This window comes from Entomomonas asaccharolytica, assembly GCF_016653615.1.
Lineage (GTDB): Bacteria > Pseudomonadota > Gammaproteobacteria > Pseudomonadales > Pseudomonadaceae > Entomomonas > Entomomonas asaccharolytica.
On record NZ_CP067393.1, the window covers coordinates 194,697 to 208,127 of the forward strand.

At 35.6% G+C, this 13,431-nt stretch carries 12 protein-coding genes; 8 read left to right on the plus strand and 4 right to left on the minus strand.

Features of this window, described 5'->3' with window-relative positions; translation table 11 throughout:
- Nucleotides 1-8 precede the first annotated feature (8 nt).
- Genes JHT90_RS00915 through trpC form a run of 3 tightly spaced genes read left to right on the plus strand, consistent with a single transcriptional unit; the run spans nt 9 to nt 2,448 of the window.
- Entirely contained in the window at nt 9-602 is a 594-nt protein-coding gene (locus tag JHT90_RS00915; RefSeq protein WP_201092982.1) for an anthranilate synthase component II, read from the plus strand.
- Nucleotides 602-1,651 (plus strand): anthranilate phosphoribosyltransferase, encoded by a 1,050-nt coding sequence (gene trpD, locus JHT90_RS00920; RefSeq protein ID WP_201092984.1) that lies wholly within the window; start codon nt 602-604, stop codon nt 1,649-1,651. The genes JHT90_RS00915 and trpD overlap by 1 nt, the downstream gene beginning before the upstream one ends.
- On the plus strand, nt 1,648-2,448 hold the full coding sequence (trpC, locus tag JHT90_RS00925) for an indole-3-glycerol phosphate synthase TrpC (RefSeq protein ID WP_201092986.1): 801 nt from the start codon (nt 1,648-1,650) through the stop codon (nt 2,446-2,448). The genes trpD and trpC overlap by 4 nt, the downstream gene beginning before the upstream one ends.
- A gap of 240 nt (nt 2,449-2,688) precedes the next feature.
- On the opposite strand, the gene crp is transcribed toward trpC, so the two are convergent.
- Nucleotides 2,689-3,336, minus strand: a complete 648-nt coding sequence (gene crp / locus JHT90_RS00930; protein ID WP_201092993.1) for a cAMP-activated global transcriptional regulator CRP — start codon at nt 3,334-3,336, stop codon at nt 2,689-2,691.
- Nucleotides 3,337-3,721: 385 nt separating this feature from the next.
- Between crp and hemN the strand changes: the two genes are divergently transcribed.
- From hemN to JHT90_RS00945, 3 genes are all read left to right on the plus strand, one after another.
- Nucleotides 3,722-5,104: an oxygen-independent coproporphyrinogen III oxidase gene (gene hemN / locus JHT90_RS00935; RefSeq protein WP_201092995.1), complete on the plus strand. Its 1,383-nt coding sequence runs from the start codon at nt 3,722-3,724 to the stop codon at nt 5,102-5,104.
- Nucleotides 5,105-5,214: 110 nt separating this feature from the next.
- Complete coding sequence (gene fnr / locus JHT90_RS00940) at nt 5,215-5,970, plus strand: fumarate/nitrate reduction transcriptional regulator Fnr (RefSeq protein ID WP_201092997.1); 756 nt, start codon at nt 5,215-5,217, stop codon at nt 5,968-5,970.
- 264 nt (nt 5,971-6,234) lie between these two features.
- The gene (locus JHT90_RS00945) at nt 6,235-7,554 is read left to right on the plus strand and encodes a ferredoxin reductase family protein (RefSeq protein ID WP_201093005.1); all 1,320 of its coding nucleotides are present in this window, start codon (nt 6,235-6,237) and stop codon (nt 7,552-7,554) included.
- Here JHT90_RS00945 and JHT90_RS00950 read toward each other — a convergent pair.
- Nucleotides 7,551-7,991, minus strand: a complete 441-nt coding sequence (locus JHT90_RS00950; protein ID WP_201093007.1) for a universal stress protein — start codon at nt 7,989-7,991, stop codon at nt 7,551-7,553. The two genes, JHT90_RS00945 and JHT90_RS00950, sit on opposite strands and share 4 nt — an antisense overlap.
- 650 nt (nt 7,992-8,641) lie before the next feature.
- On the opposite strand from JHT90_RS00950, the gene JHT90_RS00955 reads away from it, so the two are divergent.
- Nucleotides 8,642-9,109 carry a pilin gene (locus tag JHT90_RS00955; protein WP_201093009.1) on the plus strand — a complete coding sequence of 156 codons (468 nt, stop codon included), beginning with the start codon at nt 8,642-8,644 and terminating at the stop codon, nt 9,107-9,109.
- Nucleotides 9,110-9,150: 41 nt separating this feature from the next.
- Here JHT90_RS00955 and trpA read toward each other — a convergent pair whose 3' ends face one another.
- Together trpA and trpB are read right to left on the minus strand one after the other, a co-directional pair.
- The gene (gene trpA, locus JHT90_RS00960; RefSeq protein WP_201093011.1) at nt 9,151-9,960 is read right to left on the minus strand and encodes a tryptophan synthase subunit alpha; all 810 of its coding nucleotides are present in this window, start codon (nt 9,958-9,960) and stop codon (nt 9,151-9,153) included.
- Nucleotides 9,957-11,162 (minus strand): tryptophan synthase subunit beta, encoded by a 1,206-nt coding sequence (gene trpB / locus JHT90_RS00965; protein WP_201093013.1) that lies wholly within the window; start codon nt 11,160-11,162, stop codon nt 9,957-9,959. The genes trpA and trpB overlap by 4 nt, the downstream gene beginning before the upstream one ends.
- A gap of 442 nt (nt 11,163-11,604) precedes the next feature.
- Here trpB and JHT90_RS00970 point away from each other — a divergent pair, with 442 nt between their 5' ends.
- Nucleotides 11,605-13,092, plus strand: a complete 1,488-nt coding sequence (locus JHT90_RS00970; protein ID WP_201093015.1) for an aldehyde dehydrogenase family protein — start codon at nt 11,605-11,607, stop codon at nt 13,090-13,092.
- Nucleotides 13,093-13,431 lie beyond the last annotated feature (339 nt).

Sequence of the window (13,431 nt, forward strand, 5' to 3'; positions counted from 1 at the left end):
CAACAAAAATGTTATTAATGTTAGATAATTATGATTCCTTTACTTATAACCTAGTTCAATATTTTGGTGAGCTTGGTGCAGAGGTTAAGGTATTACGTAATGATGAAACAACGGTTGAAGAAATAGCAGCATTACGACCTGAGCGTATTGTTATTTCTCCTGGCCCTTGTACACCGAATGAAGCAGGTATCTCTTTAGCGGTTATTGAACATTTTGCAGGTAAATTACCAATTCTTGGGGTATGTCTGGGGCATCAAAGTATAGGCCAGTTATTTGGTGGCCAAGTTATAAGGGCAAGAGAGCCGATGCATGGTAAATTAAGCCCTGTGTACCACACTAACCAAGGTGTGTTTGCAGGATTGAATAATCCACTAACCGTAACTCGCTATCATTCATTAATAGTAGCTTTGGATACGTTACCTGATTGTTTAGAAGTGACAGCTTGGACAGAAACCGCTACAAGTGAAAAAGATGAAATAATGGGGTTGCGCCATAAAACATTGATGGTTGAGGGCGTACAATTTCACCCTGAGTCTATTTTAACCGAGCAAGGTCATGCAATGTTAGCGAATTTCCTAAATCAACAAGGAGGAACGCGTTAATGGATATTAAAGAGGCATTAAATCGCATTGTTAATCAATTGGATTTGACCACAGATGAAATGCAAGTGGTTATGCACCAAATTATGACGGGCGAGTGTACAGAAGCGCAGATTGGCGCTTTTATGATGGGGCTACGGATGAAAAGCGAAACCATCGAAGAAATTGTTGGTGCTGCGCAAACTATGCGTAACTTGTCTTTGAAGGTTAATCTACCTTCATTAAATGGTGTTGTGGATGTTGTAGGTACTGGGGGGGATGGTGCTAATATTTTTAATGTATCTTCTGCTACAGCATTTGTAACAGCAGCGGCAGGGGTAAAAGTAGCAAAGCATGGCAACCGTAAAGTCTCTAGTAATTCAGGCAGTGCTGATTTATTGGAATCAGCAGGTATTTATTTACATCTTTCACCTGAACAAATTGCGCGTTGTATTGAAGTGATTGGCATAGGTTTTATGTTTGCGCAAGATCACCATAAAGCTATGCACTATGCAGCAGTACCACGTAAAGAATTAGGCTTGCGGTCATTATTTAATATATTAGGACCATTAACTAACCCTGCTGGTGTTAAACATCATGTGATAGGTGTATTTAGTCAGGCATTGTGTCGACCAATGGCTGAAGTCTTAAAAAGATTAGGTAGTAAACACGCTTTGGTCGTTCATTCACGAGATGGTTTGGATGAGTTTAGCTTAGCATCTGCCACTTTTATTGCGGAACTAAAGGATGATGAAGTAAAAGAGTATTGGTTAGAGCCAGAAATGATGGGTTTAAAAAGCCAAACACTGGTGGGTTTAACTGTTAATAATTCACAAGAGTCTTTAGCGTTGATTCAGGACGCTTTAGGTGGACGTCACAGTGAGGCAGGTAAAAAAGCAGCCGATATGATTATTCTAAATACTGCACCTGCCCTTTATGCTGCAGATTATGCGACGGATTTAAAGGAAGCGGTGCAGTTGGCACAAGATGCTTTGTATAGTGGCCTTGCTAGGGAGAAAATGAATGAGTTGGCTGCTTTTACACAAATTTATAAACAGGAGAATGAAGGGTGAGCTTACCAACAATATTAGAAAAAATCATTGCTCGTAAATTTGAAGAGGTGGCAGAGCGATCTGCCAGTGTTTCAATCACCCAATTACAGCAACAAATTAAGCAAGTTTCACCTGTTCGCGGTTTTGCTAATAAATTAATGGAGAAAGCAACTAACAAGCAACCCGCTGTCATTGCAGAAATTAAAAAAGCTTCACCAAGTAAAGGGGTTATTCGTGACCTGTTTTATCCTGCAGACATTGCTCAAAGCTATCAGATGGGTGGTGCCAGTTGTTTATCAGTATTAACGGACAGAGATTTTTTTCAAGGATCGGAAGCTTATTTACAAGAAGCCCGTAATGCTTGTGATTTGCCTGTGTTACGTAAAGATTTTATGGTTGATCCTTATCAAATAATTGAAGCAAGAGCTATTGAAGCAGATTGTATATTACTTATTGTTGCTGCGTTAACTGATACTCAAATGAGAGAATTAGAAGATACTGCTAGAGAAGTTGGCTTAGATGTATTGGTGGAAGTACATAGTCAACAAGAGTTAGAAAGAGCGCTTACTGTGTTAGACACAGTTTTGATTGGTATTAATAATCGTAATTTGCATAATTTTGAAGTCACTCTACAAACAACTATTGAGCTATACAAACAAATACCAAAGGATCGTTTAGTGGTCACTGAAAGTGGTATTTTAACCCAACAAGATGTGCAATTAATGTTAGATAATGGTATTTATAGCTTTTTAATTGGTGAAGCATTTATGCGTGCTGAAAATCCAGGCGAACAGCTTAAATCGTTTTTCAAGATTTAGCTTTATTATCAAAAAAAGGAGCATTGCTTACTATTTATTACTTTTCTTAGTGTAATGGTTGAAGTAATGGCTTTGCTTTTTATTAATAATTGAATAAGTAAAAGATAAAAATAGAGTTAGTAAGCTGGTTAAGCTTCATTGATATTACTATTAATATGTTAATTTTTAGAATTATATTTCTGTTAGTAATCAAACATTTAATGCGCTAACCAAGCTACCTATTTAATCAAAGTGGGTAACTTAGCGAGTTCCAAAGACGACAATATTTCTGCCTGATACACTAATAAGTGCTTGGTCTTCCATGTCTTTTAAGACTCTTCCAACCATTTCACGGGAACAACCTGAAAGGTTACCTATTTCTTGGCGTGTAACTCTGATTTGCATACCATCAGGATGAGTCATTGCATCAGGTTGTTTACAAAGATCAAGTAAGGTACGTGCAACTCGTCCTGCTGTATCTATAAATGCTAAGCCTGTTACTTTGCGAGTCGTTTGCCGAAGCCTTGCAGACATTTGACTAGCAATAATATAAAGTACTTCAGGGAATTGATGAGCAATCTGATGAAAGTTTGCATAGGATATTTCAGCAATATCACTACTTACTTTGGTATAAACGCTTGCCGTACGAAAAGCGTCAGTTTTTGTTCTATCTGGATCAAAAAGTGATAACTCACCAAAAAAATCTCCTGTATTGAGATAGGAGATAATCATATTTTTATCATCTTCTTTAATGGAGACAGTGGCGGAGCCCTTTACCATAAAAAATAAGGTATCCGCACGATCACCTTGATTTACCACACATGTCTTAGCAGGGTAATGGTGAATTTTAAAATGATGAATGATTTTGGTAAGCCCCTTTAATTTGGGGTTGTAACTATAATCAATCATTGATTTTTCCAATTTGGTTTTGATAGAAGGACACAACAAGCATACATTGAAGCACAATAAAAACAATTAGCCAAGAATATTATTGATTGGTTGTGAATTCGGTCAAATAAGACTAACAATGGTTGTAATTAGATTAAAATTAATAATAAGTATAGAACTTTAGTCTTATTTTTTAATCAAATAGAGTAGAAATTATTTAATTGGTTGTTTATATATTTTTACAAATTAGTGGGCGCTAAAGCCTCTCGGTAAAATGTGCTGTTGATTATATTCCAAGGTTATAGACCTGTAATGAGTATAGTCTGTTTGATACAAGTCAAGGAGTCTATTGCTGATAACTCCTAGACTGCAAATTCAATAAATTATGTTTAAGGTTATGTAAGTAATGTCAAATATTGTTCGTTGGGATACTCAGTTGATTCGTCGTTATGATGTGGCAGGTCCACGTTATACGTCATATCCTACGGCTGTACAATTCCATGATGGTATTGGGACATTAGATTTAGTTCGTGCCTTGCGTTTAAGCCGTGAAGCTAAAAATCCGTTGTCTCTTTATATTCACATTCCATTTTGTGCCAATATCTGTTACTACTGTGGCTGTAATAAAGTTATTACGAAAGATAGAAGCTATAGTGAGCCTTATGTAAAAAGGCTTATCAAAGAGATTGAGCTTGTTAGTAAACATTTAGATAAAGATCAAGTAGTAGAGCAAATCCATTTTGGTGGTGGCACACCTACTTTTTTAACAACAGAACAAATTGGCCAGATTATCAAAGCATTGCATGACCATTTTCAGTTTGCAGATAATGCCGATTGTGATTTTGGTATTGAGGTTGATCCCCGTGAAGCTGACTGGACCATTATGGGGCTATTACGCGAATTAGGTTTTAATCGTGTTAGCTTAGGGGTACAAGATTTTGACCCTGAGGTACAAAGAGCTGTTAATCGCCTCCAGACATTTGACCAAACACAAGCCATTATTGATGCAGCACATACTTTGCAATTTCGCTCAATTAATGTTGATTTGATTTATGGGCTACCAAAACAAACTCCAGAAAGATTTGCAAAAACGGTTAAAGAAGTTATAGGCCTACAGCCAGATAGACTTTCTGTATTTAATTATGCTCATCTACCTGAGCGGTTTAAACCTCAACGCCGTATTAACACGGATGAATTGCCTAGTCCTAGTGATAAGTTACAAATTTTACAAGAAACTATAGAGCAATTAACTGCTGCTGGTTATCGTTATATTGGTATGGATCACTTCGCATTGGCAGATGATGAATTAACCTATGCACAGGAAGAGGGTACTTTATGTCGAAACTTCCAAGGCTATACAACCCATGGACATTGTGATCTGATTGGGTTAGGTGTTTCTTCAATTAGCCAAATAGGTGATTTGTACTGTCAAAATACGAGTGATCTTACTGTTTACCAAGACTGTATTGATAAAGGACAAATGGCCGTTAAACGTGGTTTGATTTGTAATGAAGATGATCGCATTCGTCGTGCAGTTATTCAGCAGTTGATTTGTCATTTTTATTTAGATTTTGCAACCATTGAGAAACAATTTGGTATTAGTTTTAAATCTTACTTCAAGGATGTATTGCCTAAATTGCAAGCAATGGCAAATGATAATTTATTAAAATTAGAAGAAAATGCCATTACTGTGCAAGATTCAGGTAGATTGCTAGTAAGGTCTGTTTGTATGGTGTTTGATCATTATTTAACAGAGCAAATTTTGCAAAGATTCTCGCGAGTTATTTAGAAAAGTCTTTTGAACATTGAACATAAGCTGAAAATTAGATAAATTACTGGTAAAAGTAGTGATAATTGTTGTATTCTTATGGATAGGGATATTCTAGGGTAAACAGTACTATGCCAGAAACAGCTAAAGCGAGAATGCCTCTACAGGCGCATTGTAAAGATTGTAGTTTAATCGGTTTGTGTCTTCCATTGTCGCTTGATCAAGGTGATATAGATCTTCTTGATCAAATCGTAAAACGTAGCCGCCCCATGAAAAGGGGAGAGTTTCTTTTTAATCAAGGTGATAAGTTTTCTTCTATATTTGCTGTTAGATCAGGTAGTTTAAAAACTTTTAGTGTCACGGATGAGGGTGAAGAGCAAATAACAGGTTTTCATTTACCAAGTGAAGTGGTTGGTTTATCAGGAATGGATACAGATGTATATCCTGTATCAGCTCAGGTATTAGAAACTACTTCAATTTGTGAAATTCCTTTTGATCGTTTAGATGACTTATCAGTACGCTTACCTCAATTGCGTCGGCAATTAATGCGTATCATGAGTCGAGAAATACGTGATGATCAGCAAATGATGTTATTACTCTCTAAAAAGACAGCAGATGAACGTATCGCTACATTCCTTATTAATCTATCTGCGCGATTCCGTGCTCGTGGTTATTCTGCTAATCAATTCCGTTTAGCCATGTCTCGTAATGAAATAGGAAATTATTTAGGACTGGCCGTTGAGACGGTTTCACGTGTATTTACTCGTTTTCAACAAAATGGCTTGTTAAAAGCTGAGGGTAAAGAAATTATCATCTTAGATTTGAATAATCTGTTGGCATTAGCTGGCGGTAATTCAGATTTAGTGGGTTGTCCAAATAGTAACTAACTGATATTTCAAAAATTCTTTAAAGTGGTTATATTTGGTTAATCACTTTTACTTTTTTAATTATTATTAAATTTATAAGTGTCTGATTTTATGAATCAGAATCAGTATTATTACCATTCTTTATAGCATATTGTATTTCCTAAAATATTTACGTTTTCTTTACTTTGTTCTGACAACCCTTTGACCTTTAAATGTCTATACTACTTATAAAAGTATCAAGACAATGGGCTTATTATTTTGTTAAATCAGAATAAGGGAATTAATATGAAAAAGTGTCTCTATGGAATAGTTGTAGTTTCTGTTTTATTTTGGTTTATTAGTTTGATGGTTAATCCTAACCTATCATGGAATGTGTGGACAATAAGGAGGGAGTTAATTTATTTAACAGGTATTATCTCTTTTGCTTTTATGTCTCTCATTATGCTGTTGGCCATAAGACCAAAATGGCTAGAAAGTGTTTTTGGTGGTCTAGATAAAATGTATTATCTGCATAAATGGGCAGGTATTTGGGCGATTAGTTTAGGAGCTGTGCATTATTTACTAAAATTAGCTGGTAAAGTACTTATCTTGTATTTTGAAAGAGCACCTCGTATGAGGATGGGTGGAATATCTGATGATTTCTTTATTCGTAATCGGAAATTGGCAGAATCTTTAGGTGAATGGACATTATGGTTTTTATTAGCTGCGCTAGTATTAACATTATGGCATAAGTTTGCTTACCATTTATGGCGCTATACCCATAAATTAATGGCAATTGCTTTTCTTATTATAGTATTTCATACCGTTATATTAACGCCTTTTAGTTACTGGTCACAGCCTGTAGGAATTTTGATTGGTTTAGGATGTTTAATTGGAACGGGTTGCGCGTTACTATCATTATTTGGTTTGATTGGCAGACGACATACTTATCAAGGGCAAGTGTTGGCGATTAAAACATTGGATCAATACACAATGGAAATTACTTGTAAAGTAAATGGGTATTGGCAACATGATGCAGGGCAATATGTATTTTTTACCCATGATAGGTTCGAAGGGCAACATCCTTTTACTATTGCTTCAGCTGACCATAATAGTAACCAAATAAAGCTTTGTATAAAGGCGTTGGGAGATTATACAAAAAATTTACAGCAGAATGTTAAAGTCGGAGATGCTATACAAATTGAAGGGCCCTATGGTTGTTTCGATTTTAGGAAAAAAGCAACAGCACGACAAATTTGGATAGCTGGTGGTATAGGTATTACTCCATTTTTATCATGGTTAGAATCGTTACAGGATGATGTTAATAAAGATATTTATCATGCAGATTTGTATTATTGTGTACGTAGTGAAGAAGAGGCCATATTTGTAGAAAAATTGCAGCGACTAGTTGCTTCATTACCTAATATAAATTTACATGTACAGTGCAGTAAAGAGCGGGGTTATTTAACAGCAGATAAACTTAATATTGAGCAAAATGAACAAGGAAATTATCCTAGTATTTGGTTTTGTGGACCTACAGGATTTGCTGATAGTTTAAAAACTAACCTTAGCAGCAAAGGATATCCACTAAGGTTATTTCATCGAGAGTATTTTACCATGCGTTAGTCTTTTTTAAGACCTTCAATAAGTACGGGACATGGGGCATTTTCAATTACTTTCATACAGGTTGATGGGTCAAATAGTCGAGAAATTTTCGACATTTGACGATGCCCCATAATTATTAGTCCAGCATTAATTTGTTCTGCATATTGTACAATTTGTTCGGACGGATCACCTGTCACAATATGTGCTTTTACTTTTATATCAGACTTTCTAAGAAACTCTAGTGATTCTTGAATTAATTGATTGGCTGCTCTTTGTTCATCACTGGCAGCTGAAATAGCTTCCTCATCCTCATCATAGACAGGGTCAATAGTAAAAGCGATATCACCCACGTAAATTAGATGGGCCTCTGTATAAAGGGCACAAAATGGTTTTGCTAATTCAAGGATATGTCGAGTGTATTTAGAACCATCAATTGCAATTAGTATAGAATTAAACATAGTGATAGCCTTTAAAGAAGAATGTTTATTGTTATATTAAATGAAAATTTAATAATTACTATGCGCAATATCAGATTATTGGATAAAATCTAATATTGACCTCATGATACATTATTGTGAAGTTTCTTGATTTAAATTTATTAATTGTTACGATATTTTGTTACAGTACCCAAGTATGGCTAAAACAATGAAAAGTATTACCGAAACTACACCAAGGATTTGTACCGTTATTGGTGTGGACAAGTGGTAAGTTAAAGCTACCTTAAATATATTTGGGTAAAAGGAATAGATAAAACAAATAGTTATTCAATTAATAAATTTATTTTGTTATTACCGTAGTTCATGTCCATAAGAACAGCGTTTATCAGTAATGGATTTAGTAGTTAAGTGTAGAATAAATTTTAAACACTTCTTTAACTATGAGCATAATTATAACAAGTTTATGAATAATTTATTCAAAATTGACGAAATTTGTCACTATTAGTCTTATCTTACGATTTTTTCCTAATTTTGCTATACCACAGATAAGAAAACTCAAATTTTAAATTGTTTTTAATGCTAGTTAATACAAATAGATATAATTTTTTTGAATTTATTTCAAATATTGGTCTACTTTTTGCGTTATTAATTATAACACTAGGATAAGAGAGATGAAGAAAGCAAATTATGGCTTTACATTAATCGAAATCATGATAGTGATCGCTATCATTGCCATTTTGGCTGCTATAGCTGTGCCCATGTATCAGAATTATATTACACGAGCAAAGTTAGCAGAGGTATTTTCTATGGCCTCAGGATTAAAAAGTCGTATTGCTGAGTCTTACTCACTAAAGCAAACTTGTCCAGTTAATACGAATGCTGCTGATCAAGGTGTTTTAAAACCAGCAGACTATGCGACCCAGATTATAGAAGAGATTACTATAACAACGGGGACAAATGGTTGTGATATTAATGTCAAAATCCGATCTGATGCGGCATTAGTATCCTCTGCGCGTGGTAAGACAATTACTTTGCAATTGGCTGCTGGTAATACATCAGGTGCATATTCTTGGGATTGTGTAACTGATATGTCAGCAAGTGACGCAGGAAAATATTTACCAAACATTTGTCATCAATAAATAGCGTTTGCCATACTTAGCCCTCTAATAGAGGGCTTTTTTTATTTCTTCAATTGTTTTACAGCAGTTGATAATTCATTACACAATTTTAACACTGCATCAACTGCTTGTTCTTTGCTTGCAGCTTGTTCAATTTGACTTACTAAGGCAGAGCCTACTACTACCCCATCAGCTAATTTAGCAATAGCCGTGGCTTGTTCAGGTGTTTTTATGCCAAAGCCAACACAAATGGGTAATGCAGTATGTCTATGAAGTCTACTCATTGCCTCAGTAATCTGTTCTTCAGTAGCACTACCTGCACCAGTTATACCTGCTACAGAAACATAGTAAACAAATCCTGAGCTATTATTTAATGCTTGTGGCAGACGTTTATCATCTGTTGTTGGTGTGGTTAAACGAATAAAATCTATACCTACTGCTTGTGCAGGAGTACAGAGATCAGCATCATGTTCTGCTGGTAGGTCTACGATGATTAGGCCATCAACTCCTGCATTAGCCGCATCTTTGGAAAAGCGTTCCACACCATAATGATGAATAGGATTAAAGTAACCCATTAAGACAATGGGGGTAGTTTGATTTTGTTGCCGAAATGCTGTAACCATTTCAAGGGTCTTAGCTAGATTCTGACCATTTGCTAAAGCGCGTAATGATGCTTTTTGAATAGTAGGGCCATCTGCCATTGGGTCAGTAAAAGGCATGCCTAATTCAACAATATCAGCACCAGCGGATGGTAATTGTTGAAGTAGACTTAATGAGGTTTGGTAATCAGGATCACCTGCTGTTAAAAAGGTAACGAGAGCAGTTTGATTTTGTTGTTTAAGCTTAGCAAAACAATTCTTTATACGACTCATAATTGATGTTCCTTAATATAACTCATCACGGTTTGCATATCCTTATCACCACGTCCTGAAAGATTCACAACCATTAAGTGGTCTTTAGGCAATATAGGTGCGCGCTTTATTACCTCAGCTAACGCATGAGCTGATTCAAGTGCAGGAATAATACCTTCCAAACGGCAGCAAGTTTGAAATGCTTCCATTGCTTCATCGTCATTAATAGAGACATATTCAGCACGTTTTATTTCATGTAACCATGAGTGTTCAGGGCCAATGCCTGGATAATCAAGCCCAGCAGAAATAGAGTGAGCATCAATAATTTGACCATCACTATTTTGAAGTAAATAGGTGCGATTGCCATGTAAAACACCGGGCTTACCACCTGTTAGGCTAGCGGCATGCTTATCGGTATTGACACCATGACCCCCAGCTTCTACACCAATTAACTGAACATCTTTATCATTAATAAAGGGATGAAAAATCCCCATAGCATTTGAGCCACCACCAACACAGGCTACTACACTATCTGGCAAACGGCCTTGTTTTTCGAGCATTTGTTGCTTTGTTTCCTTGCCAATAACTGATTGGAAATCACGAACCATGGCTGGATATGGATGAGGGCCTGCAACAGTTCCTATAAGATAAAAAGTGTCTGCAACATTGGTTACCCAGTCGCGTAAAGCCTCATTCATGGCATCTTTGAGTGTACCTGTACCAGATTGCACAGGAATAACTTCAGCACCTAGTAATTTCATACGAAAAACATTAGCTTGCTGGCGTTCAATATCAGTAGAACCCATATAAACAACACATGGTAAACCAAAACGTGCAGCAACAGTTGCTGAGGCTACACCATGCATGCCAGCACCAGTTTCTGCAATAATACGAGTTTTACCCATACGTTTGGCCAATAGAATTTGACCAATACAGTTATTAATCTTATGCGCACCTGTGTGATTGAGTTCTTCACGCTTAAGGTAAATTTGTGCGCCACCGCAATATTCTGTTAAACGTTCAGCAAAATAAAGTGGGCTAGGTCTACCTACATAATCTTTTTGAAAATAAGCTAATTCTTCTAAAAATGTAGGGTCATTTTTGGCTGCTGTATATTCTTTGTCCAAATCTAAAATCAATGGCATTAAAGTTTCAGCAACATAACGACCACCAAATGGGCCAAATAAGCCTTTGGCATCAGGCGCGTTATACGTTGAAGACATGATTACTCCACAAGTGGTATCAGGAATGAGTGGTTTATTTTATAGTTTATTATAACAAGTTCCCAATAATAAATTGTTTTTAATTCAAGCAATCGTTTTTATAAAGATTAATAAATGCCCACATCTAATAAGTAATCTTTAAGATATAGCGTTTATTGAAGCAGTAATACAATAATAAACAAAAAATTTTACTGAGTAATAAGTTTTAATTTAATAAAAACTTAGTGTTTTATATTGAAAACTATGGATGTTTTATTATGCAAAATTGTTTATTTTTCATTTTTTAACTTTAATATAAGTAATTGTTAAGTATAGCTATTTATTTCTTGTGGTAATAATGACTAATGTAAGTCAGGCATTTAATAATAAGTTTAGAATGAAGATGAATAATTTATGAATAAGGAGTAGTATTGTTGTTTCATCGTGGCACAGGAGAGTAATTATGAAATTATTGAAAGAGTTATCGGAAACATTACAACCACAACAAAAGTATCAATTATTGATTAATGGACAATGGAGGGATGGTGCTTCAGGTAAAACTTTTACCAGTATCAACCCTGCTACAGGTGAGCAATTGGCTGTATTAGCCGAGGCTGATCAAGCTGATGTAGATTTAGCTGTAAAAAGTGCTTGGCAAGCTTTTACTGCATGGAGTAAAACTTCTCCTGCTGAGCGTTCAGCTTTATTATTAAAAATTGCTGATTTATTAGAAAAAGAAACTGAGCGTTTTGCAACCTTAGAAACGCTAGACAATGGTAAACCTATTCGTGAAACAATGAATGTTGATGTGCCTGCATCAGTGGATCATTTCCGTTATTTTGCAGGTGTAATTCGTGCTCACAGTGATGAAGCAGATGTGATTGATGAAGATACATTGAGCATTGTATTAAGTGAGCCTATAGGTGTTGTTGGGCAAATTATTCCTTGGAATTTCCCGTTATTAATGGGTGCATGGAAAATTGCTCCTGCCTTAGCAGCAGGTAACTGTATTGTTATTAAACCATCACGTGAAACTTCTATTTCATTAGTAGAGTTGGCGCGTGTGTTGAATGAAGTATTACCAGCGGGTGTAGTAAATGTTCTAACAGGTTCTGGTTCTACCACAGGTCAGTATATGTTAGATCATGAAGGCTTTAGTAAATTAGCCTTTACAGGATCTACAGATATTGGTTATGACGTGGCTAAGGCTGCTGCAGAAAAATTAATTCCAGCTACTTTAGAGTTAGGTGGTAAGTCAGCCAATATTGTGTTTGAAGATGCACAAATGGATAAGGCTGTAGAAGGTGCAGCTATTGGTATCTTATTCAATCAAGGCCAAGTTTGTTGCGCAGGTTCTCGTTTATTAGTACAACGTTCTATTTATGATAAGTTCTTAGAGCAATTAAAAGCTAAGTTTGAATCAGTTAAAGTAGGAGATCCATTAGATCCTAATACACAGATGGGTTGTCAAATCAATGAGAAACATATGGATAAAATTCTAAGTTTCGTTGGTATTGGTACTAGTCAAGGTGCGCGTGTATTAACAGGTGGTGAGCGTTTTGGTACAGAAGGTGCGTTTGTTAAGCCAACGGCTATTGTTGACTGTAAGCCTGATATGAAAATCTCTTGCGAAGAAGTGTTTGGTCCAGTATTAGCAGTCATTCCATTCGATACAGAGGAAGAAGCAGTAAAAATTGCTAATGATTCAGAGTTTGGTTTAGGTGGCGCTGTTTGGAGTCGCGATATTAATCGTGCTTTGAGAGTGGCAAAAAGTGTGAGAACAGGACGTATGTGGGTTAATTGCTATAACCAACTACCTGCACATGCGCCATTTGGAGGCTACAAAAAATCAGGTATTGGTCGTGAGACCCATAAAATGATTTTGGAAGCTTATACCCAGAAGAAAAATATTTTTATTAGTACTTCTGAAAAACTTACTGGTTTATTCTAGTTCTGTCATTTTGAAAGGGCTAGTCTGTTAGCCCTTTCATTAGTACTCTATAAATAATAGATTTCAAGGATTGGACATTATTTATTTTAGACAAATATTATAAGTTTTTAATAATTTGAAATTAATTAATCGGGATTTTTTTATATAAAAACAAATATTTGTTGTTATCATATTATTCATACTATTAAAAATTCGAACTTTTTTCTAAACAGAATGAACTTTTAATATTATTCATGTTCATATAGATAGACTGAGATATAAACACGTCTCATTCATACTCCTTGATGTTAAGTATTGTTAGTTTTTGTTGGGTTTCCCCTAACCCGACAGCTTGAATCC